The sequence below is a fragment of the Cupriavidus sp. L7L genome, from assembly GCF_004353535.1.
Lineage (GTDB): Bacteria > Pseudomonadota > Gammaproteobacteria > Burkholderiales > Burkholderiaceae > Cupriavidus > Cupriavidus oxalaticus_A.
Window position 1 is genome coordinate 210,814 of the sequence record NZ_SMNY01000017.1, and the last position, 26,031, is coordinate 236,844.

General features: G+C 66.3%; 25 protein-coding genes. 14 read left to right on the plus strand and 11 right to left on the minus strand.

The features are described 5' to 3' along the window. Window positions 1-272: 272 nt before the first annotated feature. From E1J61_RS17545 to E1J61_RS17565, 5 genes are all read left to right on the plus strand, one after another. The gene (locus E1J61_RS17545; RefSeq protein ID WP_133095307.1) at window positions 273-857 is read left to right on the plus strand and encodes a TetR/AcrR family transcriptional regulator; all 585 of its coding nucleotides are present in this window, start codon (window positions 273-275) and stop codon (window positions 855-857) included. A 54-nt stretch (window positions 858-911) separates the two neighbouring features. Next, window positions 912-1,133, plus strand: a complete 222-nt coding sequence (locus tag E1J61_RS17550) for a DUF2798 domain-containing protein (protein WP_133095308.1) — start codon at window positions 912-914, stop codon at window positions 1,131-1,133. Between the two features lie 30 nt (window positions 1,134-1,163). Further along, window positions 1,164-2,129, plus strand: a complete 966-nt coding sequence (locus E1J61_RS17555; protein ID WP_133095309.1) for an alpha/beta fold hydrolase — start codon at window positions 1,164-1,166, stop codon at window positions 2,127-2,129. A gap of 283 nt (window positions 2,130-2,412) precedes the next feature. Beyond that, window positions 2,413-3,741, plus strand: a complete 1,329-nt coding sequence (locus E1J61_RS17560) for an epoxide hydrolase family protein (RefSeq protein ID WP_133095310.1) — start codon at window positions 2,413-2,415, stop codon at window positions 3,739-3,741. 193 nt (window positions 3,742-3,934) lie between these two features. Beyond that, window positions 3,935-4,363, plus strand: a complete 429-nt coding sequence (locus E1J61_RS17565) for a hypothetical protein (protein WP_133095311.1) — start codon at window positions 3,935-3,937, stop codon at window positions 4,361-4,363. Window positions 4,364-4,444: 81 nt separating this feature from the next. On the opposite strand, the gene E1J61_RS17570 is transcribed toward E1J61_RS17565, so the two are convergent. Further along, on the minus strand, window positions 4,445-4,825 hold the full coding sequence (locus tag E1J61_RS17570) for a VOC family protein (RefSeq protein ID WP_133095312.1): 381 nt from the start codon (window positions 4,823-4,825) through the stop codon (window positions 4,445-4,447). A 305-nt stretch (window positions 4,826-5,130) separates the two neighbouring features. Here E1J61_RS17570 and E1J61_RS17575 point away from each other — a divergent pair, with 305 nt between their 5' ends. After that, entirely contained in the window at window positions 5,131-5,319 is a 189-nt protein-coding gene (locus E1J61_RS17575; protein WP_133095313.1) for a hypothetical protein, read from the plus strand. A 33-nt stretch (window positions 5,320-5,352) separates the two neighbouring features. On the opposite strand, the gene E1J61_RS17580 is transcribed toward E1J61_RS17575, so the two are convergent. Next, window positions 5,353-8,616: a bifunctional cytochrome P450/NADPH--P450 reductase gene (locus E1J61_RS17580; RefSeq protein ID WP_133095314.1), complete on the minus strand. Its 3,264-nt coding sequence runs from the start codon at window positions 8,614-8,616 to the stop codon at window positions 5,353-5,355. A 177-nt stretch (window positions 8,617-8,793) separates the two neighbouring features. Between E1J61_RS17580 and E1J61_RS17585 the strand changes: the two genes are divergently transcribed. Beyond that, window positions 8,794-9,441: a TetR family transcriptional regulator gene (locus E1J61_RS17585; protein WP_133095315.1), complete on the plus strand. Its 648-nt coding sequence runs from the start codon at window positions 8,794-8,796 to the stop codon at window positions 9,439-9,441. Between the two features lie 21 nt (window positions 9,442-9,462). Here the strand turns inward: E1J61_RS17585 and cyoD are convergent, their stop codons facing one another. The 4 genes from cyoD to cyoA form a co-directional block, all read right to left on the minus strand. Continuing rightward, window positions 9,463-9,888, minus strand: a complete 426-nt coding sequence (gene cyoD, locus E1J61_RS17590) for a cytochrome o ubiquinol oxidase subunit IV (protein WP_133095316.1) — start codon at window positions 9,886-9,888, stop codon at window positions 9,463-9,465. After that, window positions 9,885-10,541, minus strand: coding sequence for a cytochrome o ubiquinol oxidase subunit III (gene cyoC / locus E1J61_RS17595; protein ID WP_133095317.1), 657 nt, complete (start codon window positions 10,539-10,541; stop codon window positions 9,885-9,887). Before cyoC ends, cyoD begins: the two co-directional genes overlap by 4 nt. Further along, window positions 10,534-12,537, minus strand: coding sequence for a cytochrome o ubiquinol oxidase subunit I (gene cyoB / locus E1J61_RS17600; RefSeq protein ID WP_133095318.1), 2,004 nt, complete (start codon window positions 12,535-12,537; stop codon window positions 10,534-10,536). The genes cyoC and cyoB overlap by 8 nt, the downstream gene beginning before the upstream one ends. An 82-nt stretch (window positions 12,538-12,619) precedes the next feature. Continuing rightward, window positions 12,620-13,591 (minus strand): ubiquinol oxidase subunit II, encoded by a 972-nt coding sequence (cyoA, locus tag E1J61_RS17605; RefSeq protein WP_243736906.1) that lies wholly within the window; start codon window positions 13,589-13,591, stop codon window positions 12,620-12,622. Window positions 13,592-13,812: 221 nt separating this feature from the next. Here cyoA and E1J61_RS17610 point away from each other — a divergent pair, with 221 nt between their 5' ends. After that, entirely contained in the window at window positions 13,813-15,132 is a 1,320-nt protein-coding gene (locus E1J61_RS17610; protein WP_133095319.1) for an MFS transporter, read from the plus strand. 478 nt (window positions 15,133-15,610) lie between these two features. On the opposite strand, the gene E1J61_RS17615 is transcribed toward E1J61_RS17610, so the two are convergent. Then, entirely contained in the window at window positions 15,611-16,561 is a 951-nt protein-coding gene (locus tag E1J61_RS17615; RefSeq protein ID WP_133095320.1) for a GlxA family transcriptional regulator, read from the minus strand. 397 nt (window positions 16,562-16,958) lie between these two features. Between E1J61_RS17615 and E1J61_RS17620 the strand changes: the two genes are divergently transcribed. Continuing rightward, complete coding sequence (locus E1J61_RS17620; protein WP_133095321.1) at window positions 16,959-17,309, plus strand: hydroxyquinol 1,2-dioxygenase; 351 nt, start codon at window positions 16,959-16,961, stop codon at window positions 17,307-17,309. Window positions 17,310-17,397: 88 nt separating this feature from the next. Here E1J61_RS17620 and E1J61_RS17625 read toward each other — a convergent pair whose 3' ends face one another. Next, window positions 17,398-18,306, minus strand: coding sequence for a LysR family transcriptional regulator (locus E1J61_RS17625; RefSeq protein ID WP_133095403.1), 909 nt, complete (start codon window positions 18,304-18,306; stop codon window positions 17,398-17,400). Window positions 18,307-18,454: 148 nt separating this feature from the next. Here E1J61_RS17625 and E1J61_RS17630 point away from each other — a divergent pair, with 148 nt between their 5' ends. From E1J61_RS17630 to E1J61_RS17645, 4 genes are all read left to right on the plus strand, one after another. Continuing rightward, window positions 18,455-19,636, plus strand: a complete 1,182-nt coding sequence (locus E1J61_RS17630) for a M20 aminoacylase family protein (protein ID WP_133095322.1) — start codon at window positions 18,455-18,457, stop codon at window positions 19,634-19,636. Window positions 19,637-19,660: 24 nt separating this feature from the next. Then, window positions 19,661-20,668 (plus strand): tripartite tricarboxylate transporter substrate binding protein, encoded by a 1,008-nt coding sequence (locus E1J61_RS17635; RefSeq protein WP_133095323.1) that lies wholly within the window; start codon window positions 19,661-19,663, stop codon window positions 20,666-20,668. Between the two features lie 72 nt (window positions 20,669-20,740). Next, window positions 20,741-21,649, plus strand: a complete 909-nt coding sequence (locus E1J61_RS17640; protein ID WP_133095324.1) for a DMT family transporter — start codon at window positions 20,741-20,743, stop codon at window positions 21,647-21,649. Between the two features lie 202 nt (window positions 21,650-21,851). Then, complete coding sequence (locus E1J61_RS17645; RefSeq protein WP_133095325.1) at window positions 21,852-22,475, plus strand: hypothetical protein; 624 nt, start codon at window positions 21,852-21,854, stop codon at window positions 22,473-22,475. A gap of 19 nt (window positions 22,476-22,494) precedes the next feature. Here the strand turns inward: E1J61_RS17645 and E1J61_RS17650 are convergent, their stop codons facing one another. Both E1J61_RS17650 and E1J61_RS17655 read right to left on the minus strand, forming a co-directional pair. Further along, a complete protein-coding gene (locus tag E1J61_RS17650) occupies window positions 22,495-23,424 on the minus strand; it encodes a glyoxylate/hydroxypyruvate reductase A (protein WP_133095326.1) in 930 nt (309 codons plus the stop codon). 36 nt (window positions 23,425-23,460) lie between these two features. After that, window positions 23,461-24,231, minus strand: coding sequence for a class II aldolase/adducin family protein (locus tag E1J61_RS17655; protein WP_133095327.1), 771 nt, complete (start codon window positions 24,229-24,231; stop codon window positions 23,461-23,463). A 109-nt stretch (window positions 24,232-24,340) separates the two neighbouring features. Here E1J61_RS17655 and E1J61_RS17660 point away from each other — a divergent pair, with 109 nt between their 5' ends. Then, complete coding sequence (locus E1J61_RS17660; protein WP_133095328.1) at window positions 24,341-25,045, plus strand: Crp/Fnr family transcriptional regulator; 705 nt, start codon at window positions 24,341-24,343, stop codon at window positions 25,043-25,045. 22 nt (window positions 25,046-25,067) lie between these two features. On the opposite strand, the gene E1J61_RS17665 is transcribed toward E1J61_RS17660, so the two are convergent. After that, window positions 25,068-26,024 (minus strand): tripartite tricarboxylate transporter substrate binding protein, encoded by a 957-nt coding sequence (locus E1J61_RS17665; RefSeq protein WP_133095329.1) that lies wholly within the window; start codon window positions 26,022-26,024, stop codon window positions 25,068-25,070. Window positions 26,025-26,031 lie beyond the last annotated feature (7 nt).

The following is a 26,031-nucleotide window of genomic DNA, read 5'->3' on the forward strand; positions in this document are numbered from 1 at the left end:
TAACAGGGCCGGTGCGAGAAGCGACGACCCTTAACTACGATCATATGAGTCGTAGTTTAAATGCGCAAGATCTTTTTTCGCCGGTGACGCAAAGCGAACCCGCGCGCCGGGCTTGCGCTTTTGCGAACGATCCACTGAAACGGCGAAGGAGGAAGGGAGCGGGAAATGAGACTGGACTGCGCGTGTGTCGGCAAAGCCTTATGCGGCATGTACCCGCCTTCACATTGGCGCCTGTCCTTGACAAAAATACCGATTGGTATATTCTGGCCTGCATGAACAAAGCCGAACGCACCCGCCAGCTGATCGTCGAGAAGACAGCGCCCATTTTCAACACGAAGGGCTATGCCGGAACATCGCTGGCAGACATGACCGCGGCCACCGGCCTGACCAAGGGCAGTGTCTATGGCAACTTTGCCAACAAGGAAGAGGTAGCGCTGGCGGCATTCGACCACAATTGGAAGCAGGCGCAAGCCGCGGTTCGGGACCAGATGGCCACCAAAAGCACCAGCAAGGAAAAGCTGCTTGCCCTGACTGGCGTGTTGGGGAATCTTCCTGCGTGCTTCCCGAAGGGAGGATGCCCGCTGCTCAACACTGCGATTGAAGCCGACGACACCCACCCTGCCCTGCGCGACAAAGCCATGGAAGCGTTCCGGGGCTGGAAGGCGAATCTCGTCTCGGTCATCAAGGCCGGCATTGCCTCCAGCGAGTTCCGGAAGGACGTCAACCCCGAGGAGACTGCCATCACGCTGATCGCATTGATCGAAGGCGCGATCATGATCTCCCGGCTCACCGACAACGCGGCCTACAACCAGGCCGTCATGTCGGCGGTGAAGAAGACCGTCATCGATCTCACCTGATTTTTTTTGGGCAAAAATATACCAATCGGTATTTTTTACGGAAAGGAAGTAGCCATGAACGTGCAACTGAAACGGAAAGTCGCCTTCGCGCTGTCGATGGGTGTCGTGACGACGGGGATCATCTCGTTCGCCCTGCTTGCCCTCAACATGGGATTCTCGGAAGGCTTTGCGCTGACCTGGCTGCGCTCGTGGGGCATCGGCTATGTGATCGTGATCCCCGCGATCCTGCTGGTCGGGCCGCGCCTGCAAGCGCAGGTCGAGCGCTGGGTCCATTGATGCCGCATGCCGTTTCCACGAACTACTGACATGCCCAGACCCCTGCTGCAGCGGCTGCTTGCCTTCGTGTTCATCCTTGGCGCTGCCATGGCGTCGGCCATCGCCCATGCCGCCCCCGGCGCCAGGATGCCTGCGCCACAGCCCGAAATCGGATGGATCGAAATTGACGCGGACATTTCGCTGAGACGGATGGTCGTGCACCAGCCCGGCGCCAAGGGAACCGTCCTGTTCCTGCATGGATTCCCGGAAACGCTGTACGCATGGAAGGACATCGCCCAGTCGCTGGGCGACGAATTCGAAGTGCATGCCATCGACTGGCCTGGCTACGGGCTCTCATCGCGTCCAACTGCCGACAGGTTCTCCTATGCGCCCCGGGACTATGCCCGTGTCCTGCAGGCATACATCCGCAAGGCTGGCATCGACACGTCGCAGCTGGTCATCTACGCCACCGATATCGGCGCGCTGCCGGCATTGCTGCTCGCGCTCGAGGCGCCGGACATTGCAAGAGCGATCATCGTCGGCGACTTCGCCCCGTTCGACAGGCCGCAGTACATGTACGAAAGCCTGCAAAGCCTGAAATCGCAGCAGTCGGCCGAACTGGCTCGCGTCCAGCTGAACAAGAACCGCGACGATGTCCTCAGGAACGCCTACCGGCGCGGCCTGCCGGCACACGAGCAGTTCGACATCCCGCCAGAGCTCCAGGACGACATGGCGCGCGGATGGAGCCACGGCGCGATGACGTCTGCCGACGCCTTCTATCACTACTACTCGCACTTCACGCGGGACCAGGCGTACCTGGAGACGAACCTGCACCGGCTCAAGACACCGGTCAAGGTGGTCTGGGGCGAGAAGGACCTCTATATCCGGAAAGAAATGGGCATCGAATTCGCGCAGAAGGCGCATGCGGAATTCACCGTTCTGCCAGGCATCGGGCACTACCCGCATCTGCAGGATCCCCGTCGAACCGAGGCAGACGTTCGCGCCGCATTTCGTTGAATCGCATCAGCAGGCGGCACAAGTCAGCAGTCCGATCCAGTCCGCCTGCATCGCGCCGCCGGTACGGCCACCCCGGCGACGCTCGACTCCGCGTGGCAAACCAACTCTCACTCTGGACCATCCTGTTCCAAACCTGCCTCATGAACATGTCCCGACTTTTCCGCCCTGCCAATTGCCGGCGGCAGCCTGCCCATGCTGAACACGCAGCCCCATACCGATATCGAGCGCTGCTGGTACCCGCCAAGCCGTCCCGCCCGACGAACGCGCAATGAAAGAGCATTCCATGAACGCCAAATCGTCGAATAACGCCACCGACCCGTCGCGCCGGTCCCTATTGCTGGGCGGCGTGGCAAGTGCGGCGCTCTCGCTGTTTTCGTCACGCCTGGCTTTCGCCGCGCAGCCCGCGCCAGCGCGCGCCGTGGCGTCGGATGCGATCCGCCCGTTCCGCGCACGCATTCCGCAGCCGGCGCTGGACGATCTGCGCCGCCGCCTGATGGCGACGCGGTGGTCCGATCCGGAAACCGTCGCGGACCGGTCCCAGGGCGTGCAAGTCGACAAGCTGCGGCCGCTCGTGCGCTACTGGGCCACGGGGCATGACTGGCGCAAGGCCGAGGCAAGGCTGAATGCCTGGCCCCAGTTCGTGACGAACATAGACGGTGTGGACATCCACTTCATCCATGTTCGCTCGCGCCATGAGAACGCGCTGCCTCTGGTCATGACGCACGGCTGGCCCGGCTCCGTGTTCGAACTGCTCGACAGCATCCGCCCGTTGACGGATCCGACCGCTTACGGCGGCAGCGCGGCCGATGCGTTCCATCTCGTGATCCCATCGCTGCCGGGCTTCGGCTTTTCACAGAAGCCCAAGGACACCGGCTGGAATGCGGACCGCATCGCCCGCGCGTGGGACGTGCTGATGAAGCGGCTTGGCTATGCGCGTTACTTGTCGCAAGGCGGCGACTGGGGCGCGATCATCTCCGACGCACTTGGCCGCGCCGCGCCCGAAGGGCTGCTCGGCATCCACGTCAACCGAATCGAACGCGGCACGACGCTGCCGCCCGCGCTCGCCATGGCGCTGAAGACCGGCGAGCCCGCACCCTCTAACCTGAGCGCCGGGGAAAAGCAGGTGTTCGACGAGGCCAGGGATTTCCTGAACAAGGGATTCGGCTACGCCGCCCTGATGCAGACGCGTCCGCAGACCATCGGCATTGGCCTGGCCGATTCGCCGGTGGGGCTGGCGGCCTGGATCTATGACAAGCTGGCCGACTGGGTCTACACGCGCGGCGATCCCGAACGGGCGCTGGGCCGTGACGCGATCCTCGACAATATCTCGCTCTACTGGCTGACGAACACCGGCGAATCCAGCGCACGGATCTACTGGGAAACGAGCAACACACCGGCAAGGACCGGCCCCGTTACCGTTCCGGCGGCAGTGACAGTCTTTCCCGGCGAGGTCTACCGGCCACCGAAGGCCTGGCTGGCGCGGGCGTATCCCAACCTGGTCTATTACAACCAGGTCGCCAGGGGCGGTCACTTTGCGGCCTGGGAAGAGCCGGAGTTGTTCAGTGCGGAGGTCAGGTCGGCATTCCGGCCGTTGCGCCAGACAGCCCAATAGATCGGGATAGGCCGTGTCGTGACCTGGTCCTGTACTGCATTTATGCAGCCTGTGACTGTCCCGGCACGGACTGGCTTCTGGCCGCCCTCAGGCCCGGGATGGAGTCCTATGGTAAGGTTGGCAGCATGATTTCACGGACTTCGACTGGTGATGTATGGGGCGCATTTGTTTGGTGCCGGGAGAGTGATGCAGCGTGAGTGATGCGAAGCGGGAAACGCAGCGCACGCTGGCCGAGAAGGTTTCAACCAGCAGGGCCTTGCGCCTGAGCGTGCCGCCAGAGGCCAGGCCCGCGCCGGTCAACCGGAGGGACTGGCTGCGCCAGAGGAAAGAGCAATTGCAGGCTGCCCGCGCCGCCGCAAGGAAGAGGCGCGAACTGCTGAGGGCCGAAATCATGTCGGCCGTGCAGGATATTGCCCGCGAAGAGCGCGCAGCCGCGCGGCTGGAAGCCGAACGCCTGAAGGCGGAAACCAGGACCGCGCAGGCGTTCGCGCGCGAGGACGCGCGTGCCGCCGCCAAGTTCGAGCGCGGCCAGCCAGCCCGCCCGACGAACAAGCGAAAGACGCTTTCCAATGAGAAACGCAAGCTGGTCTCCTACGGCGACCTGTTGCGGATGCGCGGGTGATCGGGCAGAAGTTTCGACAGAGCGGAAGCGGGCTTCTCACCCATCGCAGTCCTGCTCATCCCGCGGGCTCTGCGGGATAGGCTACGTCAGCGCTCCGGGCTCCTGGCAAACCACTTCGATGTTGTGCCCGTCCGGGCCAATGACAAACGCTGCATAGTAGTTCGCGTGGTAGTGCGGGCGCAGGCCAGGCGCTCCATTGTCCTTGCCGCCCGCCTCCAGCGCCGCGCGATAGAAAGCATCGACCTGCTGGCGATTCTCGGCCGTGAATGCCAGGTGAAGATGCGCGGGCTTCTCCTCGGTCTGGAACAGGCACAATGAGGCCTTGCGCTTCGAGCTAAGCTCGACACCATACGTCGGCACCCCCTCCGAGACCACAGCAACACCGAGCGGTTCTAGTGCCTTGAGGAAGAACGCCTTGCTCGCTGCATAGTCGCTGACGCCGAACTTGACGTGGTCAAACATGAGTTCTCCTGCGGTCTGTGGGCCTGCGCGAGGATTCTAACCCTTCCATCCAGGGACTCAGTGCCGGCCAGGGCGCCCGCTTGCTGGCCGTGCCGGAGACGGGGAGCGAACACGCCGGTGTTGGTACTCCGCCCATCCCTGATCGCACCAGTGTACGGCGCCACCCAACACCGCATGGGATGCGCGCGCCGTCAGCATCACCCCCGAGCCGCTGGCATGTTGAAAGCTGCGCCAACCCCCGACAGGCACGATGATTGCGATTCCCGGTCAGAGCGCCCCGCTCGCCAATCCTTGGGAGAACTGCCATGAGTACCCTGATCATCCGCGACCTTGCCGGTTACCGCACCCTCGACACCAGCGCCATGTCTTCGATTCACGGCGGCATCTATCGCACGCCGCCGCAGATCCTGGCGTTCGAGCTCACCCATCTGCCGGCGACGCCGGATGGCCGTGTGCTTGGCACCGATGGCCAGTTGCATGTCCCTGTGATCTGACGGCTTTCGCCCGGGGGCGGGTACGTACGCTGGTCAGTTGAACACGTCCTGCCGATAACGCCCCGCCGCAACCAGCGCCGCGAGCCAGTCCGAAGCCGCCGCTTCCGTCATCCCGCCCTGCTCCGCGGCGATCCGGATCAGCGTTTGCCTGACCGCCGGCGCCATGTGCCGGCCGTCGCCGCAAACATAGAACACAGCGCCTGCGTTCAGCTGCGCCCAGACGTCCGCCTGCCGCTGCCAGAGCAAATCCTGCACGAAGCACGGGGCGCCATCGACGACCGAATACGCCGCATGGACTTCGGCCACGCCCTGCTCTTCCCAGCGCGCGACGTCGTCACGGTACAGCCAGTCGTGCGCAGGGTGCCGGCAGCCGTAGTACAGCTGCACCGGCCTCACCGCCTCCCCCGCGGCCTGCTGCGCCGCGCGTTCCTCCAGGAAGCCACGGAACGGCGCGATGCCCGTCCCGGGCCCGACCAGGATCATCGGTACGTCCGGCGCTTCGGGTGCGAACGGCGGATGGGGCGTGCGGATCGCGCCCGCTACCACCGCGCCCGGCGCCAGGCCCTGCAACCAGGTGGACGCGACGCCACGGAACAGGCCACGGCCAGACAGCGCCGGCGCGCAGACCGTGCCGACGGTGATGGTGGCCACATCCGGCGAGACCAGCGGCGACGACGCGATGGAGTAGAACCGTGGCCGCATCGGCACCGTGCAGGCGAGCAGGCCGGCCAAGGCCAGTCCGATCGCAGGGAACCGGTCGAGGATGTCGCCCAGGCCCAGCCTGCGCTGCACCACCTGTGCGGCATAGCCAGCCGCTTCATCGTCCGAGGCAAGCTGCTGCAGCGACTGCCGCGTGAACGGGCAAGGCGTTGCCTGTGCGAGGCTGCGCAGCGTCTGGCGAGACACCACGTCCTGCAGCTCCACGAAATGCGTCAGCAGCTGCCGCGCGGAGAGCGCCTCGCCAACCGGCAGCCCGCGCGCCGCCCCTGGCGCGGCGGACAAGGTGACGATGGCGTCCGGGTCGACATCGATCCGCTCGCAAATCGCCGTGACAGTTTCAGGCTGGTTCTGCGGATAGACGGCCAGGTGGTCGCCGGTGTGGTAGCGCACGCCTTCCGGCAAGCGCAGCCGGATGTCGCGCGTGGATGTCCGCGGCGCCTCGCGCGCGAAGTCCCACAGGCCGTCGGGATCGTTCACCAGTTCGGTGTTCGATAGCACAGTGAAGCCCTGCGCATTGGGCGGCAGCGTCGTCGCGCGGATCTCAGCCACGCCGCGCAGCTGTACCTGCACTGCTGGCACTTGCGGCAAGGCGCTGGCGGCGTCGCCGCCCTGCAGCGCCTGCCACAGCAACGCCAGCCAGCGTTCCGCGGCCTGGTCGAAGTCGCCGTTGCCATCGGCCTCGCCACGCGGCAGCAGTGGCGTGGCGCCGGCGCTGGCGAAGAATTCGAATACCCGGCGCGGGAAGGCCTGGTACGTAGGCCATTGCGAATTGCCGCAGCCCAGCACCGCAACGCGCAGGTCCGGTGCGCGGTAGTCGCTGGCTGCGCCGCTGTTGAGCAGGTCCTCGAAGCGGCGCGCCGAGTCCGGCGCACGGCCGTTGTAGGTGGCGGCAACGATGACGGCCAGGCCGCTGGCCGGCAACGCATCGGCAATCTCGTCGAGGTCGCGCAAGGTGGCGTCGAAGCCCGCTGCAAGCGCGCCGGCGTGGACCTGCTCGGCCAGTTCGCGCGCGGTGCCCAGGCTGGATCCGCACAGCACCGCAAGCGCCCGTCCCGCGCCCCGCACTTCCGCGCCAGCCGGCGGCGCCTGCTCTGCTCCGGCGACCGGCATGCCGACGATGCGCTCGTGCGGCCGGCGACGGCGCGCGCGCACGGTGAAGCCGTCAGGCTTGATCGTCAGCGTTTCCTTGATGCGGAACTGGTAGTCGTGCGCATCGGTGAACTGGAAATTGCGCAGCATCAGCGCCAGCGCCAGCTTGGCCTCGGTCAGCGCGAACTGGCGGCCGATGCAGGCGCGCTCGCCATTGCCGAACGGCATGTAGGCGTGGCGCGGCAGCCTGGCTTCGTTATCGGGCAGGAAGCGGTCGATGTCGAAGCGTTCGGGATCGGCCCAGACCCTGGGGTCGCGGTGCAGCGCGGTCAGCACGACGGACACGCGGCGGTCCTTGCGGATCAGGTAGCGGCCGCCGAGCAGCGTGTCCGCGTACGGCGCGACGGCGAAGGCGGGCGCGGTGGGCCACAGGCGCAGCGTTTCCTTGAGCACGCGGTCGAGCACCGGCAACCGCGCCAGGTCGGCATACACCGGCGCAGCGTCGCCGGGCAATACCGCATCCACCTCGGCATACGCCTGCGCCATCACGCCGGGATTGCGCAGCAGCTCGTACAGCGCGAAAGTCAGCAGCCCGCTGGTGGTCTCATGGCCGGCGATCAGGAAGGTGATGACCTGGTTGCGGATGTTCTCGTCGTCCAGGCGCTGGTCGGTGTCGGGATCGCGTGCTTCGAGCATCAGCCCGAGCAGGTCCATGGCGGTGCCCTGCCGCCCGCCTTCGTCGGCGGCGCGGCGGCGCCTGATCACGTCGTCGACCAGTTCGCGCATGAAGCGCGTGTCTTCGTCGAACTTGCGGTGCGCCGCGTGCATGAAGCGGTCCTGCAGGCCAAGGCGCGTGAGCCTGGACATCGCCTCTCCCAGCGCGCCGACCATGGCCTCGATAAACGGGTGCAGCTGCGCACTGGCGAACGAGTCGAAGTCATAGCCGAAGCCGGACAGCGCGATGGTGTCGAGCGTCAGCCGCGTCATGTCGTCGGCCACGGCGATATCAGCGTCGGGGCCCTGCCGGTCCCATTTATCGACCAGCCGGTTGGCCACGCGCAGCATCACCTCGAAATACCCCTTCATCGCGCGCTGGCTGAACGCCGGCATCAGGATGCGGTGCGCCTTGCCCCAGTTGGCCTCGTCGGTGTGCGCGGTGAACAGGCCGTCGCCGGCCATGCCGCGCAGGTAGGACAGCGGCGGGCCGATGTATTTGCGGAAACGCGCCGCATCGCACACCTCGGCCGCCAGCGCGACCGACGTCACGAACGGCACGCACCGTCCGGCGAAGTCCAGTTCGAAGATGCCGTCATGGTGGCGGCTGCGCGCCAGCAGGTGCTGCCCCACCGTGCCCGGCTTGATCTGCAGCAGGTTGCCGACCAGGGGCCAGCCGGGATCGCGCGGGATCGGCTCGGGCGCGGTCGGGGCGGCGGGATGCGCTGGCTGGGCAAGGGCTTCGGTGCCCGGTGACACGGTAGGCTGCGGCATGACTCGGGGGCGATCTGCGCTATTTGTAGTGAGGTCCGGGGGCCGGCGGGGCGATTGCCATCTGCCGCCGCTTCGTCTAACGTAGACAATTGTCTACACCCGGCGAAGGGTAGACAAGCGTAGACACCGTGTCAACGCAGCGTGTCGACCAAAAACCGAGCATCACTACTAATCCGCATGGAAGCCATTGCCGACGGCAAACGCCGCCTGATCGACGCCGCGCTGAAGCTGGCCGCCGCCAAGCGCAGCTTCGCGGCCCTGAAGCTGCGCGAAATCGCGCGCGAAGCCGACCTCAACCCCAATACCTTCTACCGGCATTTCCACGACATGGAAGACCTGGCGCTGACTGCAGTGGCCGAGGCCAGCGCCGAGTTGCGCCCGATGCTGCGCTCGGTGCGCTGGGCCGCGGCGCGCGACAACCCCAACGAGGTGGCCAGCCGCGCGTGCGAGGCGCTGTTCCTGTATGCCCGGCGTCACCCCGATGCGTTCGTGGTTGGCGTCTGCGGCATCACCGGCCCGCAGCCGGCGCTACGTGCGGCAATCCGCGCGGTGCTGCACGACATCGCCGCCGAGATGGCCGACGACATCGAGCGGCTCGAACTCTGTCCGCAGCTCTCGCGACCGCTCGTCGATGAATTCTGCGCCTATGTCGTGCCCCACCTGTTCCACCAGTGCGTCGACTACATCGAAGCCGACAGCGCCGGGCGCCGCCGGCTGATGGAGCGTTCGGTGCAGCTGTGCTGCTGGCTGCTGGTCGGGGCAGCGGGAGCCCACGCGGCGAAGCCGCGTACGCAAGGCCGCGCACAGAAGGCAGCGGCCCATTAGTTTGCAAGCGGGACTACGGGGCTACGGGGTCTTGGGCGGCACGATGGTCGCACCGGGCTCCACGGTGCGCTCGTGATGCATCTTGGGCATCATGTTGCTGTTCAGGTGGAACATCACCCACAGTGACCCGGTCAGCGTGATCACCACCAGCGTCAGCGTGAACATCAGCGACAGCATGTTCCATCCGCCTTCCGATTTGGCGTTCATGTGCAGGAAGTAGATCATGTGGACCACGATCTGCACCGCACCGATCAACAGGATGACGATGGCCGTGGTGCGGGATTTTTCGAACACTCCGCCCATCACCAGCCAGAACGGTATCGCGGTCAGGAAGACCGACAGCACGAAGCCGGTCAGGTAGCCGCCCAGCGTGGCGTGCGGCCCCACGTCTTCCTCGTGCTCGTGGCCATGCCCGTGGCCGTCCAGCGTCTCGTCGTGCGCGCTCATGGCAGGGCCCCCATCAGGTAGACGAAGGTAAAGACGCCGATCCACACGACGTCCAGGAAGTGCCAGAACATCGACAGGCACATCAGCCTGCGCTTGTTGGCGGTGATCAGCCCGTGCCGCGCCACCTGCGTCATCAGCACGACCAGCCAGATGATCCCGAAGGTCACGTGCAGCCCGTGCGTGCCGACCAGCGCGAAGAACGAGGTCAGGAACGCACTGCGCTGCGGGCCGGCGCCCTGGTGGATCAGGTGCGCGAACTCATACAGCTCGACCGCCAGGAAGGCCGCGCCGAAGACGCCGGTGATCGCCAGCCAGATCTGCGTGCCGGCGATCCGGTTCTGCTGCACCTGCAGCATGGCAAAGCCATAGGTGATCGACGACAACAGCAGGAAGGTGGTGTTCAGCGCCACCAGCGGCAGCTCGAACAGCTCGGCCCCGGTCGGCCCGCCCGCGTATTCGCGGCCCAGCACGCCATACCCCGCGAACAGGCACGCAAAGACCAGGCAGTCGCTCATCAGGTAGAGCCAGAACCCGAGCAGCGTGCCGTTCTGCGGGTGGTGCTCTTCGGTCAGGTGGAAGGTGAAGCCCCCCGGCGGCATGTCATCCGCCGCGGAGGTGCCGCTCACGTACTGGGGATAGGTGGTCTCAGCCATGGCCAGCCATCAGTTGTGTGCGCGCCGATTCGGTCCCGACCACCTGCTCGGCCGGAATGTAGTAGTCGCGCTTGTAGTTGAAGGTATGGATGATCGCGCCGATGATGATCGCCGCGAACGACGCCACCACCAGCCACCAGATGTGCCAGATCAGCGCGAAGCCGCACAGCGTGGACAGCCCCGCCAGCACGATGCCGGCCGCGGTGTTCTTCGGCATGTGGATGGGATTGAAGCCCTGCAGCGGCCGCTGGTAGCCGTTCTGCTTCATGTGCCACCAGGCATCGGTATCGTGCACCACCGGCGTGAAGGCAAAGTTGTATTGCGGCGGCGGCGACGAGGTGGACCACTCCAGCGTGCGGCCGTTCCACGGGTCGCCGGTCAGGTCGCGCAGCTCATCGCGGCGCAGGAAGCTGACCACCAGCTGGATGATGAAGCAGGCGATGCCGATGGCAACCAGCGCGGCGCCGAAGGCGGCGACCTGGAACCAGATCTGCAGCGACGGATCGTCGAAACGGTTCATCCGGCGCGTCACGCCAAGCAGCCCCAGCCAGTACAGCGGCATGAAGGCAAAGTAGAAGCCGGTCAGCCAGAACCAGAACGAGGCCTTGCCCCAGGACGAGACCAGGCGATAGCCGAATGCCTTGGGGAACCAGTAGTGGATGCCGGCCATCAGCCCGAACACCACGCCGCCGATGATCACGTTGTGGAAGTGGGCGATCAGGAACAGGCTGTTGTGCAGCGAGAAGTCCGCCGGCGGCACCGCCAGCAAGACCCCGGTCATGCCGCCAATGACAAAGGTGACCATGAAGCCGATGGTCCACAGCATCGGCGCCTCGAAGCGGATCTTGCCGTGGTACATCGTGAACAGCCAGTTGAAGATCTTGGCGCCGGTCGGGATCGAGATGATCATCGTCGTGATCCCGAAGAACGAATTGACGCTCGCGCCCGACCCCATGGTAAAGAAGTGGTGCAGCCACACCAGGTAGGACAGCACCGTGATCACCACCGTGGCGTAGACCATCGACGCATAGCCGAACAGGCGCTTGCGGCAGAACGTGGCGACCACTTCGGAGAAGATGCCGAACACCGGCAGCACCAGGATGTAGACCTCGGGGTGGCCCCAGATCCAGATCAGGTTGACGTACAGCATCGCGCTGCCGCCCTGGTCGGCGGTGAAGAAGTTGGTGCCGACGTAGCGGTCGAGCGACAGCAGCGCCAGCGCGGCGGTCAGCACCGGGAAAGCGGCGATGATCAGCACGTTGGTGCACAGCGCGGTCCAGGTGAAGATCGGCATGCGCATCAGCGTCATGCCTGGCGCGCGCATCTTGACGATAGTCACCAGCAGGTTGATGCCGGATAGCAATGTCCCGACCCCGGCCACCTGCAACGACCATATGTAGTAGTCGACGCCGACATCCGGACTGTGGATGATGCCGGACAGCGGCGGATACGCCAGCCAGCCGGTGCGCGCGAACTCGCCGAGGAACAGCGACATCATCACCAGGATGGCGCCGCCCGTGGTCATCCAGAAGCTGAAGTTGTTGAGGAACGGAAACGCGACGTCGCGCGCGCCGATCTGCAGCGGCATGACAAAGTTCATCAGCCCCGTGACCAGCGGCATGGCCACGAAGAAGATCATGATCACGCCGTGCGCGGTAAAGATCTGGTCGTAGTGGTGCGGCGGCAGGTAGCCTGCGTTGTCGCCGAAGGCGATGGCCTGCTGGATGCGCATCATGACCGCGTCGGCAAACCCCCGCAGCAGCATGATGATGCCCAGGATCACGTACATGATCCCGATCTTCTTGTGGTCGATGCTGGTGAACCACTCGCGCCAGAGATAGCCCCACAGGCCGTACTTGGTCACCGCGCCGACCAGCACCAGCCCGCCCAGCACCACCACAGCAAAGGTGCCGATCAGGATGGGCTCATGCAGCGGGATGGCTTCCCACGTCAGCCGTCCGAAGATCAAATTGGCGAGTTCCGAGCGCTCGGGCATGTTTGTCACCTGGGGCCTGAAGTAACCAACCGTGGCCGATGGTAGCTGGCCAGTACCGCTGGGAGAAAAGGGGATCCGCGCCTTACTGCAGCAGCAGCCGGCCCTCGTTGCGTGCAGTGCCGTCCGCGAACGCAGGCGCAACCGCCTGGGTGTTGCTCGCGGTGCAGATCTCGCGTGACGGGTCGAACTTGCCGCGGCTGCGGTCGAGTGCCATGGTGTCGGCCAAGCACCGGCCGCCGCCCACGCAGCGGTTCAGGATCAGGTCATAGAGGCCGGGCGCCACGCTGGCGTAGCGCTGCACCGGCACACGCTCGCTGGGCTGCGCGAGCTGCAGGTAGGCATCCGTCGACAAGCCCTGGCCCGAGGACTTGACCTGCTGGATCCAGCGGTCGAAGTCTTCGTTCGACAGCCCGTGGAACTTGAAGCGCATGTTGGTGAAACCCTCGCCGCTGTAGTTGGCCGACATGCCCTCGTATTCGCCGGGCTTGTTGATCACGGCGTGCAGCTTGGTTTCCATGCCGGGCATGGCGTAGACCATGCCGGCCAGCGACGGCACGAAGAATGCATTCATCACCGAGGTGGCGGTGATGTGGAAGGCAATGGGCCGGTCCACCGGCGCCGCGACCTCGTTGACCGTGGCGATGCCCTGCTCCGGATACAGGAACAGCCATTTCCAGTCCATCGCCACCACCTGCACCGGCAGCGGCTTGACGTCTGCGGTCACGGGCCGGCTGGCGTCGATGCGCGTGAGCGGTCGGTAGGGATCGAGCTGGTGGGTGCTGACCCAGGTCACCGCGCCGAGCGCGATGATGATCAGCAGCGGCGCGGCCCAGATCGCCAGTTCCAATACCGTGGAATGGTCCCAGTCCGGGTTGTAGGGCGCGTCGGTCGCGCTTTCACGGTAGCGCCACGCGAATGCCAGCGTGAGGATGATCACCGGCACGATGATCAGCAGCATCAGACCGGTGGCGATGATGATCAGGTCGCGCTGTCGCACGGCCATGTCGCCGGATGGCGAAAGCAGCACTGCATGACAGCCGGACAAGCACGCCATGATGACTACCGCGCCACATCCTTGCAGTAGTCTTCTCGGTACACGGGAATGCGGGACTGCAGTGTCGAAGTGGCCCATAGTCACAGAAGTGGCGTCTGAGGAATATCGGCATGCACCGATGAATCCACCTTTCGATTTTCTATGGCAGTTTAGGCGCTATTCTTGTGACTGTGCGAGTTTAAGTGCAGTATCGAAGCACTCCTGTCGAGAGGAGACTGACGATGGCCAGCCTGACCCACCAGCACCGAGCGTCGCCGACTGCACCTCCGGCCCCCGGCCACCATGATGTGGCACCTGCCGAAATCGCCACTGGCGTGGTGATCGGGCGGGCGTCGGAGTACTTCGATTTCTTCGTGTATGGCATTGCTTCCGTGCTTGTCTTCCCGGCGGTCTACTTTCCGTTCGCGAGCGAGCTGGCCGGGCTGCTGTACAGCTTCACGATCTTTTCCTTCGCGTTCATCGGGCGGCCGTTCGGCACCGCCCTGTTCATGCGCATCCAGCGGCGCTGGGGGCGCGGCATCAAGCTGACCGCATCGCTGTTCCTGCTTGGCACCGCCACGGTGGGCATTGCGTTCCTGCCGTCGTACGCATCGATCGGAGCCGCGTCGATCTACCTGCTGGCACTGTTCCGCTTCCTGCAGGGCATCGCCTTCGGCGGTTCATGGGACGGCCTGCCGTCGCTGCTGGCGCTGAACGCGCCGGAAGACAAGCGCGGCTGGTATGCAATGGTGGGCCAGCTTGGCGCGCCCTCCGGCTTTATCATCGCCGGCGCGCTGTTCCTGTTCCTGCATACCAGCCTGACCCCGCAGGAGTTTATCGAATGGGGCTGGCGCTATCCGTTCTACGTGGCCTTCGCCATCAATGTGGTGGCGCTGTTCGCGCGGCTGCGGCTGGTGGTCACGCACGAATACACGCGTTTGCTGGAAGAAGACGAACTGGAGCCGATCAGCACGCTACAGATGGTCAATGCCCAGGGCTTCAACATCTTCCTGGGCGCGTTCGCGGCGCTGGCCAGCTATGCGCTGTTCCACCTGGTCACGGTGTTCCCGCTGTCGTGGGCGGTGCTGCACCAGGAGCAGACGATTTCCGCGGTGCTGGCGGTGCAGATCGCGGGCGGCTTTATCGCGTTTATCGGCACGCTGATCTCGGGCTGGCTGGCGGACCGCATCGGCCGCCGCACGACGCTGGCGACGATGGCGGTGCTGATCGGTGTTTTCAGCCTGGTCACGCCGTGGCTGCTGGGTGGCGGCGCCACTGGCCAGAATATTTTCATCCTGGTCGGATTCGGCCTGCTGGGGCTGTCGTACGGGCAGGCGGCGGGCGTGGTGACTTCCAACTTCGAACCCCGCTTCCGCTACACGGGGGCCGCTCTGACCACGGATTTCGGCTGGTTGTTCGGCGCGGCGTTTGCGCCGCTGGTGGCGCTGGGGCTGTCGTCGCTGTTCGGGCTGGTGGCGGTCAGCCTGTACCTGCTGTCTGGCGTGATCAGCACGCTGGCGGCACTGCGCATCAGCCGGGCGCTGGGGACGCCGGAACTGTAAGGGGGCGCGCCCGGTACGCGCCCTTTTGAAAAAAGGGAAGGAAAAGAAATGAAGACGCCGGCGCTGCGCACGCGGTGACGAACCGCTGGCAGCGCCATGCGATTGCCAGCTCTGGATCAGCGCAGGCCGAAGAAGCTGAGCACCGCGAGGATGATGACAACCGCGCCAACTAGCCAGACGATATTCATGGCGGCTCCTTGGTGATGTCCGTAGGGACGTGGACGAGGTGACGGGCCGGATGGCTCACCTGCCCTTGTCCAGCAACAAGCGTGCCGTAGCTGCGCAAGCACTATTTCACGTTGCGCGGGCAGTATGCTGCGCCGGCGTGGGGGACGCGCCGCCAGCGCGCCAGGGGCCAGTGCAATGGCGTGAGGCGGTTATTACAAAATCGTTTCAACCGGCGTGACGGATGCGGCGCGGGCTCAAGAGCCACCCGTGGCCGCAGTTGTCAACGCGCCCGGCCTGACTGGCCCGAGCGCTACGCAGCCTGCGGCTCGACACCGCGCGCCAGGCGCCGGATCGCCTGCGGCGGCTGGCCATAGGCCCGCAGGAAGGCCCGCCGCATGCGCTCGCGGTCGCCGAATCCGGTATCCCGCGCCACCACATCGATGGCATGGCGCCCGCTCTCCATCATCAGCCTTGCTGCCTCGACGCGCAGGTGCTCGACCGCCTTCGCCGGCGTCTGGCCGGTCTCGTCCCGGAAAGCGCGCGCGAACTGCCGCGGGCTCAGGTGCGCCGCCTCCGCCAGCTGCTCCACTGAGAGTTCGCTTTGCAGGTTCTGCCGCGCAAAGTCCAGCGCGGCACGGATGCGGTCGGAGCGCGGCTCGAGGTCGAGCAATGCCGAGAATTGCGATTGCCCGCCGGCACGGCGGTGGTACACAACCAGCTTTTTCGCCACGTCGCGCGCGACCGCGCCGCCGGCGTCTTTCTCCACCAGCGCCAGCGCCAGGTCGATGCAGGCCGACATGCCGGCCGACGTCCACACCGGGCCGTCGATGATGAAGATCCGGTCCTCTTCCACGCCCACGTTGGGAAAGCGCCGCCGCAGCTGCTCCGCGTAGTACCAGTGCGTGGTGGCACGGCGGCCATCCAGCAGCCCGGCCTCCGCCAGGTTGAAGGCACCGGTGCAGGTGGCGCCGATGCGCCGCGAGGTACGCGCCGCACGCTGCAGGAACCTGACCAGCGCCGGCGGGGTGGGCGTGATGTCGTTGTCGCCGACCACCAGCACGGTGTCGAAGCGGCGCCTGCCGAATGGCTCGGTGCTGACGGCGAAGCCTCCGGAGCACATCACCGGTCCGCCCTGCTCCGAGAGCAGATGGACCTGGTACAGCGGCGTGCCGAGGGTCCGGTTGGTGAACTCCAGCACCGTTGTCACTGCCAGGTTCATCGCCTGGAAACCAGGGTACAGGGCGAGCGCTACGTGATGCATGATCGGCGTCCTTAAGTGGCAGGAAAGGTGGCATATTCAGTTTTGATGCCACGCCATTGTGCCCCCGATCACGGGATGGCGCGCGGCGGTCCGCTGCTCTCGGCTGAATTCAGGACTGCCAGCCATTCGAAGCCGCGCGCAGCGCACTTCCGCCGGACTCTCGCGTGGCGTGGACGCGGCTGAATGCCGCCCGCAAACGGCATCCCGGGCACGTGTTTGTACCGCTTTGTATCCGCCGCCAGCGTCGATACGAGTCCTGACAGAATCGCCTTAGACCCGCTACAGGGCAGATACACCGGTCTCCTTTAATGCTTCTCGTGGCCGGCGGCAAAGACAAAGCCCCGGCCGCGCAGATACGCAAACCCAGGCAGATCCACTGACATAAAGGAAACCGATCATGGCTACCCAATTCACCCAACGCATCATCTTCGCCATCGCCCTGGCCGCTGCCGCCGCCGGCGCACAAGCCGCACCGGGCGCACGCGACCCGTTCAGCGAAGGCGCACGCGCCGTCCAGGATGCACGCAGCCCGTTTGCCGATGGCGCGCGCAGCGTGCAGGACGCTCGCAGCCCGTTCACCGATGGCGCACGCGGCGTGCAAGACGCTCGCAGCCCGTTTGCCGATGGGGCACGCATCGTCGATCCGTACAGCGACGGCGCACGCACCCTTGCTGGCCTGGACCGCACCGGTCCGTCCGCCGATCCGGCGCGCTCGATCGATCCCTACCTGGACGGTGCGCACGCGTGAGGGCGCGGCATGCGCCGTCGCACATCAGTGCATGACAAGAGGGCAGGCTATCCGTTGCATCCGATGCAACGATGCCTGCCCTGCCCCTTCAGATCTGCGGGAACGCCTTCATCACGTGCCGCAGCATGCTGCCGGCCACCGGCGAAAGATGCCTGCCCGCCCGCGTGATGATATGGATGCGGCTATTGTTCAAAATCGGGTTGGCCAGCGGCAGCGACACCAGTTGCCTGAACTGCGCGCCCTTCAGCGGCACCGAGCGCGGCGTCAGGATGTAGCCGAGCCCCATCGCGGCAAACTCCCAAAGCACCTTGAATGAGTTGGTCACCAGCATCGGCTTCAGCGTGATGTGCTCGTCCAGCTCGGCCGCCTGCACGTGCTTGCGCACGCCGAACGATTCCGCCAGCGCCGCGCCCTGGTGCGCGGCCAGGTCCGCCAGCGTCAGCGCGCGCCGGCGCCGCGCGAGCGGATGGTCCTTGCGCACATGCACGCGGATCGGCGACAGCCGCGAATAGTGCGAGCGCAGCCGCACGTCGTCGGGCGGCTGGAAGGCGAAGCCGATATGCGCCAGGTCTTCCAGGATATGGCGGACGGTTTCGTCGGTGCCAGCCACCTGGATGCTGCAGGTGACGTCCGGGTGCTTGCTCAGGAAGCCTTGCAGCACCGGCTCCAGCACGAGGTCCACGAAGCCCTCGCCGAATACCAGCTCGACATGGCCGCGCTGGGCGTTCTTCAGGTTGTTGACCTCGGCCAGGAAGGTATCGTTCAGATCCTGCTGGCGCCGCGCGAACAGCGCCAGCAGGCGCCCCGCGTCGGTGGCGACCACGCCGCGCCCGCGCCGCTCCAGCAGCGTCAGGCCGGTGTCCTGCTCCAGCTTGGCCACGGCGCGGCTTACCACCGAGGGGTCCAGCTCGAGGACCTCGGCCGCGCCGCGCACCGTGCCGGTTTCAATGATCTGCAGCAGGCACATCGCCCGCTTGCGGTCCAGCACGTCATCCATCTTTGCTCCCCTTTGCGTGGTCATGCCCGGTCATGCCGGGCCGTTTTTGGATTGTTGCTATTTATACAACGTTTCTGCCACAACATTGTCATGGATGCCGCGACCAAGGGCGGAGAGAATAGGCCAAAGACCACGTACGCCGACAACCATGACCCAGTCCCCCACCGCCAGCCTGCGGCAGGCCGTCCAGGCCATCGCGCCCGAGTTTGTCCGGATCCGCCACCAGATCCACGCCCATCCCGAACTCGCCTTCGAGGAGCGACGCACCAGCGACCTGGTCGCTGAACAACTGGCGGCGTGGGGCTACGCGGTGCATCGGGGCCTGGGCACGACCGGGGTGGTCGGCACCCTGCGCAAGGGCGACGGCAGCAAGGCCATCGGCATCCGCGCCGACATGGACGCACTGCCGATCCAGGAGCAGACCGGCCTGGCCTACGCCAGCACCATCGCCGGCAAGATGCACGCGTGCGGCCATGACGGGCATACGGCGATCCTGCTGTGCGCGGCGAAATACCTGGCCGAGTCGGTCGATTTCAACGGCACGCTGAACCTGATCTTCCAGCCGGCCGAGGAAAACGAAGGCGGCGCGCTGCGCATGCTGGAGGATGGCCTGTTCGAGCGCTTCCCGTGCGACGAGGTCTACGCGCTGCATAACTCGCCGGGAATGCCGGTCGGCCAGATCGGCGTGATCGCCGGCCCGGCGATGGCATCGTTCGACCGCGCCACGGTCACGCTGCGCGGCCGCGGCGCGCATGGCGCCATGCCGCACCACGGCATCGACCCGATGCAATGCGCGGCCAGCATCGTGCTGGGCCTGCAGTCGATTGTCAGCCGCGAGATCGATGCGCTGAAGTCGGCGGTCATCACGGTGGGCTCGATCCAGGCCGGCAGCACCTACAACGTCGTGCCGGAAAGCGCGACGATCAAGATCGGCGTGCGCACGCTCGATCCCAAGGTACGCACGCTGGTGGAAACGCGCATCCGCGAATTCGTCACGACCCAGGCGCAAAGCTACCAGCTCCAGTCCGATGTGGTCTACGAACGCAAGTACCCGGTGCTGGTCAACCATGCCGCGCAGACTGAATACGCGCGCGAGGCCGCCATCCGGCTGGTGGGCGCTGACAACGTGGTCGAGCGCCCGCCGGTCATGGGCAGCGAAGACTTCGCCTACATGCTGGAACAGCGGCCCGGCGCCTATATCAGGCTCGGCAACGGCCTGGGCGAGGACGGCGGCTGCATGGTCCACAACCCCCTGTACGACTTCAATGACAAGGCCCTGCCCGTGGGCGCCGCATTCTGGGCGCACCTGGCGCAGGGCTACCTGGTTTGAGCATCGCTATTTTCGGGAGTCTTCATGCATTCACTGAACCGCCGCCGCTTCCTGCAACTGGCCGGCTGTGCCGCCGGCAGCTCGGCACTGGGCACACTACCCGCGCTTGCCGCTGAAAGCTTTCCCGCCCGGCCGCTGGCGCTGGTGGTGCCGTATCCGGCCGGCGGGGCCAGCGATACCTCGGCCCGGATCTTCGGCGAATCGATCGGCAAGAGCGTCAAACAGCAGGTCGTGGTCGAGAACTACGGCGGCGGCACCGGCCTGATCGGCGCCAACAAGGTACTGGCCGCACCGGCCGATGGCTACACCTTCTTCCACGGTTCGATCAATGAAGTGTTCCTGGCCCCGCTGCTGAACCCGGCCGCGCGCTACAAGCCGCAGGACTTCATGCTGGTCGCGCCGATCAGCGATGCCAATATCGTGCTGATGGCCAGGAACGGCCTGGCCGCCGACAGCCTGGACAAGTTCCTCGACCTGGCGAAGCAGAGCAAGGCCAAGCCGCTGACCTATGCGACCGTCGGCATCGACTCGATCTATCACCTGATGGGCGACGCGCTCGCCGCCAGGCTCGGCGCACCGGTGCTGCACGTGCCGTACAAGGGCGGCGCGCCGGCGCTGCAGGGCCTGGCGGGCGGCGAAGTCGACTTCGCCATCCTGCCCTACCAGTCGAGCTTCGACGCGATGCAGCAGCAGGGCCGGCTGCGGATCCTGACCAGCTTCTCCAGGGCGCTGCCGCCGGCGCTGAAGCACGTCCCGCTGATTTCGCAAAGCAAGCAGATCCCCGACTTCGAATACACCATCGGCGGCGGCTATTTCGTCAAGGCCGGCACGCCGGCGGACCGCGTCACGGTGCTGCGCAAGGCGATCGGCGAAGCGCTGGTCAAGCCGGATATCCTGGGCAAGCTGGAGGCGGAAGGTCGCACCGTCGCCAAGCCCATCGACAGCCAGGCGCAGGCGAACCAGGCGTTCGACCAGTACATGACGCGGGTCACGCAGCTGATCCGCAGCGTGGGGCGCAAGACCAACGCCTGATTTGCGGTCCCGCCGCTGCGGACCATGCCGGTGTTGGCGGATAATGCGCGATTCGCCAACACCGCCTTCGCCATGCAAGCAAGCCGCGCCGGCTCCGGACGCATCGACTGGACCACCCTGTTCCTGCTGACTTTCCCGCCGCTGAGCTGGGCGGGCAACGCCATCGTCGGCCGCCTTGCAGCGGGCACGGTGCCGCCGATCACGCTGAATTCCGTACGCTGGGTGCTGGCCGGCCTGCTGCTCGCGCCATTCGCCTGGCGCGGTTTGCTGGAGCATCGCGCGGCGCTGCGCCGGCACGCCGGCGTCATCATGGCCATGGGCGTGCTGTCCATCGGCAGCTATAACGCGCTGCAGTACCTGGCACTGACCACGTCGACGCCGATCAACGTGACGCTGATCGGTGCGTCCACGCCGCTGTTCCTGATCGTGATTGGCGCCCTGTGCTTCCGCGAGCGGGTCAAGCCACTGCAAGTGGCGGGCGCGCTGCTGTGCCTGGTCGGCGTGTCCTTCGTGCTGGTGCGCGGCGAGCCGGCACGGTTGGCCCAGCTCGACCTCGTGCCCGGCGACCTCTACATGCTGGCCGCCACCATCGCCTGGAGCGCCTATACCTGGCTGCTGCGCAAGCAACGGCCCGACGTACCGCTGCCGGTCCTGCTGTTTGCCCAGATCGTCGCCGGCGTACTGGCGAGCGCGCCGGTGACGGCATGGGAACTGATGGCCCAGGACCAGCCCCTGCCCTGGAACGGCAAGGTCGCCGCGATCCTGCTCTACGTGGCGACGATTCCTTCGCTGCTCGCCTACTTCGCCTGGGACCGCGCCATTGCCCGGGCTGGCGCGCAACTGCCGGTGTTTTTCATCACGCTGACACCGGTGTTCGCGGCGCTGCTGTCCACGCTGCTGCTGGGCGACTGGCCGCGCTGGTATCACGGGGTGGGGCTGGCGGCGATCGGGGCGGGGATCTGGCTGGCGCAGCGGCGGTAGGCGGCTGCGTGAAGATTACCCTGGCGGCTTGCCCAGGGCCTCACATCGATACCCGTCACCGCCATCGCCTGTCGCGGCCCGAGCCGGCGGGCGCACAGCGCTATTAATTGCAGGCCGCCGGCCTACAGGCGCGCTCGGGAAAGCCGTAGAATCCGCGGTGACCTATCGATCCCGCCACGCAAATCCGTCCAGCACCCTGAAGATGAAGAAAGCTTTCCCCCACTGCGCCGCCCTGATGGCCGCGTTTGCAGCATTGGCCGCGCATGCCGCCCCGCAGGCAGCGGCCACCGCCCCCACGACTACCGTCACCACCACCGCTGCCGCCTCCAATACCGCGGCACCACTGGGCCTGGAGCTTGGCAAGTCGACATGCGCACGGCTCGCCCCGGCGGAAAACCATGCCCGCACCGGCAAGTCCGAATGGGCCGGCGGCGATACGGTTGAGCTCAAGCGCCTGGAGCGCTTCCACCTCGCCGGCCTGACACGCGTGACGCTGAACTGCGACGCGCAGGATACGGTGGCACTGATCACGATGACCTTCGACCGTGCGGCGCTGGAAGACGTGCGGGGCAAGCTCGATGCGCGCTACGCGTCGCTGCGCAAGACCGAAGCCTCGGCGGAGAACGGCTATGCGGAATGGGCCGCGGCCAATGGCAGCCTGGAACTGCTGTACGGCCGAGACGGCAAGCACTTCACCGTGGCCTACTGGGCCCGCAACGCCAAGGCAAAGTACTTCTCCTACAGCGGTGCCGGCAGCAAGCCGGCCGCTGCGGCCGCTGCGGCTGCACCTGCAGCGCCGGCAGCGCCGCAGCCCGCGCCGCTGTAATGCAACGCGGGCGCTCCGCTCAGTAGCCGGCCCGCCGGTCGACCTGGTTCAGCAGCGGCCGCCCGTCGCGCGCGCGGCGCAGGTTTTCGATGCACTGCTGCGCGACCAGCTCGTACGACGGATCGGCGGCGATATGCGGCGTCGCCTCGATGCGCGGGTGGGTCCAGATCGGGTCGTCGACCGCCGGCGGCTCCTTGGCGAACACATCCAGCGCCGCGCCGGCAAGGTGGCCTTCGTCGATCAGCGCGAGCAGGTCGGCTTCGACCACATGCTCGCCGCGCCCCACGTTGATGAAGTAAGCGCCCTGCGGCAGCCGCGACAGCGTCTTGCGGTCGAGCATGCCGTTGGTCTGCGGCGTCAGTGGCAGCGTGCAGACCAGGATATCGGTCTGCGCCAGCATGGCGTCCAGCCCGTCGTCGCCGGTAAAGTCCGCCACGCCGGGCAGGTGCTTGGGGCTGCGGCTCCAGCCCGCCACCGGGAAGCCGATGGCCGCGAACATGCGCGCCACCTCGCTGCCGATCTCGCCCAGCCCAAGCACGCCCACGCGGCAGCGCGACAGCGCGCGCCCGCGATGGCGTTTCCATTCGCCGCGGCCCCGCTGCTCGGCATACACCCCCAGTTCGCGGGTATGGCGCAGCGCCATGGCCAGCACGAAGTGGGCGATGCCGGTCTGCTGGCCGGGATCGACGATGCGCGTGACCGGCATGTCCTGCGGCAGGTCCGGCGCGGCCAGCAGCTTGTCGACGCCGGCGGTCGCGGCGCAGACCAGCCGCAGCTTCGGGTAGGCGGGCAGCACGCCCGGCTTCAGGCCCCAGGCGATGATGGCCTCGACCTCTTCCGGCACGGCGGCTTCGCGGCCGTTCCAGATGGTGATGTCCGGCGCTTGCTCGCGCAGCAAGGCCGTGATGGGGACCGCCATGAACGACGGCAGGTGAACAAGAATGGCCATGGTCAGGTGTGGCTAAGTTGCGGCTCAGTTGCCGGCTCAGTTGCGATAGTCGGGGTTGATGCGATCCAGGCGGCGCAGCAAGCCGGGCCAGGCCAGGTTAGAGCCCTTGCCCTTGGTCGCCTGGCGCGCCTGCTGGCCCATGTTGGCGCTGGCGGCTTCGGGCACCATGGTCAGCGGCGTGCCGCCGCTCTGCGCCAGGATCTGGATGCGGCAGGCCGACTCCAGCGTGTACATGGTCAGGAAGGCATCGGACACGGTGCGCCCGCACGTCAGCAGTCCGTGGTTGCGCAGGATCATCTGCTTGCAGCGGCCGAGGTCGGCCACCAGCCGCGCCTTCTCGTCCTCGCGCAGCGCCACGCCTTCATAGTCGTGGTAGGCCAGCCCGGTCAGCGCGAACATCGATTGCTGCGAGATCGGCAGCAGGCCCGCCTGCTGCGCCGAGACGGCGACGCCGTGCGAGGTATGCGTGTGCATCACGCAGCCGACCTCGGGGCGTGCTTCGTGAACGGCGCTGTGGATGATGAAGCCGGCCGGGTTGACGTCGTACGGCGTCTCCAGCACGGGCTGGCCCTCGTGGTCGACCTTGACCAGGCTCGACGCCGTGATCTCGTCGAACATCATGCCGTACGGATTGATCAGGAACTGGTCCGGCGCATCGGGCACGCGCGCCGAGATATGCGTGAAGATCAGGTCGTCCCAGCCGAAGTGGGCCACCAGCCGGTAGGCCGCGGCAAGGTCGACGCGCATTTGCCATTCCGCGTCGGAAACGCGGTCTCTTACTGAATCGACGAGCTGGATCTGCGCCATCTGCATGGTCTCCCGGGGGTGAGGTGTGTGACTGGACGCAGGCATTGTCGCGGCGCACCGTGCCAAAGTCTGTTAAGTATTGGACAATCTCGGCTCAACCGGAACGGCAATGAGAAAGCAGGTGGCCAGCAAAGTGAAGCGCATCGAACCCGTGCGGGCGCTGCCGCGCGGCGTGCTGGCCAGCGGCTGGCTGCGCAATGCGCCGCCCCGTGTGCTCGACGCCGTGGCCGGCGCCGCACGCCGGCTGCGCTTTGCCGATGGCGAGATGGTGTTCGCGCGCGGCGATCCGCCGACTTACTTCTGCATGGTGGTGTCGGGGCGCGTGCGCATGAGCCGCGTCAGCAGCGGCGGGCGCGAGTCGGTGTATTCGGTGATCGGGCGCGGACGCTGGTTCGGCGAGATCTCGCTGCTCGACGGCAAGCCGCGCACGCATGACGCCTTCGCGGTCGGCAATACCGAGTTGCTGGTGCTGGACCGGCGCGCATTCGACCGGATCCTGGCGCAGCATCCGGAGGGGATGCACCTGATCGTGCAGCAGATCTGCGCGCGGCTGCGCGTGGCCTTCGACCACGCCGAGAGCGCGGCGCAGGCGCCGGTCGATGCGCGCATGGCGGCGCGGCTGCTGGAACTGGCCGACCGCACCGACCATGTCGTGCAGATCAGCGCCGAAGACCTGGGCGACATGGTCAACCGCTCGCGCCAGACGGTAGCCAAGTACCTGCAGGCATGGGAAGACGCCGGCTGGATCCGGCGCCAGTACCGGCAGATCGAATTGCTGGAGCCGGGCGCGCTCAAGCGGCTGGCGCGGCGCTGAGCACGCCCCGGGATAGCTCAGCTCAGTCGGCCGTGATCTTGCCCACCTCGATCACCTTCTTCCAGCGCGCATACTCCGACGCCTGGAACGCCGTGAACTGCTCCGGCGTATTGGCGACGATCTCGAAGCCCAGGTCGAGCAGCTTGGGCTTGACCGCGGGATCGTTGAGCGCCGCCACCACGGCCGAATGCAGCTTCGCCTTGATCTCCGGCGCCAGCCCCTTCGGCGCCGCCACGGCCTGCCACGAGTAGACCGTCACGCCCTTCACCCCGGCTTCATCCATGGTCGGCACGTCAGGCAGGATCGGCGAGCGCTTGCTGCTGGTGATGGCCAGCGCGCGCAGCTTGCCCGCCTTGATATGCGGGATCGCGGTGTTGATGTTCATGAAGGTGGCATCAACCTGCCCGCCCAGCAGATCGTTCAGCGCGGGCGCGCCGCCCTTGTACGGCACGTGCAGGCCGGCGGTGCCGGTCTGCTGCCAGAACAGCTCGGCGGTCAGGTGGTCGCTGGTGCCGTTGCCGGCAGAGGCGAAGGTCATCTTGCTGGGATGGGCCTTCTCGTAGGCAATCACGTCCTGCAGGCTCTTGTGCGGCGAGTTGGCGGGAACGGCCAGCACATTGGGCGCCTGCACCGCCACGCTGATGTAGTCGAAGTCCTTGAGAGGATCGTAGCCGGCGTTCCGGGTCAGGTGCGGCCCGATCACGAACGGGCCCAGCGACGACACGAACACCGTGTAGCCGTCGGCCGGCGCACGCTTGACCATGGCGGCGCCGATCATGCCGGCCGCGCCCGGCTTGTTGTCGACCACGAAGCTGCCGCCGAACTGCGACTGCATCTTGGCGCCCAGGATGCGGGCGACGTTGTCGCTGGAGCCGCCCGCGGGGAACGGCACCAGCAGCGTGACGGGCTTTTCCGGCCAGGCGGCGTGCGCGGTGGCCATGGCTGCGCCGAGCAGCAGGGATGCGATCAGCTTTTTCATGGGTTGT

Bases quoted from the DNA above. Each gene is read 5' to 3' on its own strand.
- E1J61_RS17545 (WP_133095307.1), top strand. From the start codon at position 273: ATGAACAAAGCCGAACGCACCCGCCAGCTGATCGTCGAGAAGACAGCG.
- E1J61_RS17550 (WP_133095308.1), top strand. From the start codon at position 912: ATGAACGTGCAACTGAAACGGAAAGTCGCCTTCGCGCTGTCGATGGGT.
- E1J61_RS17555 (WP_133095309.1), top strand. From the start codon at position 1,164: ATGCCCAGACCCCTGCTGCAGCGGCTGCTTGCCTTCGTGTTCATCCTT.
- E1J61_RS17560 (WP_133095310.1), top strand. From the start codon at position 2,413: ATGAACGCCAAATCGTCGAATAACGCCACCGACCCGTCGCGCCGGTCC.
- E1J61_RS17570 (WP_133095312.1), bottom strand. From the start codon at position 4,825: ATGTTTGACCACGTCAAGTTCGGCGTCAGCGACTATGCAGCGAGCAAG.
- E1J61_RS17575 (WP_133095313.1), top strand. From the start codon at position 5,131: ATGAGTACCCTGATCATCCGCGACCTTGCCGGTTACCGCACCCTCGAC.
- E1J61_RS17580 (WP_133095314.1), bottom strand. From the start codon at position 8,616: ATGCCGCAGCCTACCGTGTCACCGGGCACCGAAGCCCTTGCCCAGCCA.
- E1J61_RS17585 (WP_133095315.1), top strand. From the start codon at position 8,794: ATGGAAGCCATTGCCGACGGCAAACGCCGCCTGATCGACGCCGCGCTG.
- cyoD (WP_133095316.1), bottom strand. From the start codon at position 9,888: ATGAGCGCGCACGACGAGACGCTGGACGGCCACGGGCATGGCCACGAG.
- cyoC (WP_133095317.1), bottom strand. From the start codon at position 10,541: ATGGCTGAGACCACCTATCCCCAGTACGTGAGCGGCACCTCCGCGGCG.
- cyoB (WP_133095318.1), bottom strand. From the start codon at position 12,537: ATGCCCGAGCGCTCGGAACTCGCCAATTTGATCTTCGGACGGCTGACG.
- cyoA (WP_243736906.1), bottom strand. From the start codon at position 13,591: ATGGCGTGCTTGTCCGGCTGTCATGCAGTGCTGCTTTCGCCATCCGGC.
- E1J61_RS17610 (WP_133095319.1), top strand. From the start codon at position 13,813: ATGGCCAGCCTGACCCACCAGCACCGAGCGTCGCCGACTGCACCTCCG.
- E1J61_RS17615 (WP_133095320.1), bottom strand. From the start codon at position 16,561: ATGCATCACGTAGCGCTCGCCCTGTACCCTGGTTTCCAGGCGATGAAC.
- E1J61_RS17620 (WP_133095321.1), top strand. From the start codon at position 16,959: ATGGCTACCCAATTCACCCAACGCATCATCTTCGCCATCGCCCTGGCC.
- E1J61_RS17625 (WP_133095403.1), bottom strand. From the start codon at position 18,306: ATGGATGACGTGCTGGACCGCAAGCGGGCGATGTGCCTGCTGCAGATC.
- E1J61_RS17630 (WP_133095322.1), top strand. From the start codon at position 18,455: ATGACCCAGTCCCCCACCGCCAGCCTGCGGCAGGCCGTCCAGGCCATC.
- E1J61_RS17635 (WP_133095323.1), top strand. From the start codon at position 19,661: ATGCATTCACTGAACCGCCGCCGCTTCCTGCAACTGGCCGGCTGTGCC.
- E1J61_RS17640 (WP_133095324.1), top strand. From the start codon at position 20,741: ATGCAAGCAAGCCGCGCCGGCTCCGGACGCATCGACTGGACCACCCTG.
- E1J61_RS17645 (WP_133095325.1), top strand. From the start codon at position 21,852: ATGAAGAAAGCTTTCCCCCACTGCGCCGCCCTGATGGCCGCGTTTGCA.
- E1J61_RS17650 (WP_133095326.1), bottom strand. From the start codon at position 23,424: ATGGCCATTCTTGTTCACCTGCCGTCGTTCATGGCGGTCCCCATCACG.
- E1J61_RS17655 (WP_133095327.1), bottom strand. From the start codon at position 24,231: ATGGCGCAGATCCAGCTCGTCGATTCAGTAAGAGACCGCGTTTCCGAC.
- E1J61_RS17660 (WP_133095328.1), top strand. From the start codon at position 24,341: ATGAGAAAGCAGGTGGCCAGCAAAGTGAAGCGCATCGAACCCGTGCGG.
- E1J61_RS17665 (WP_133095329.1), bottom strand. From the start codon at position 26,024: ATGAAAAAGCTGATCGCATCCCTGCTGCTCGGCGCAGCCATGGCCACC.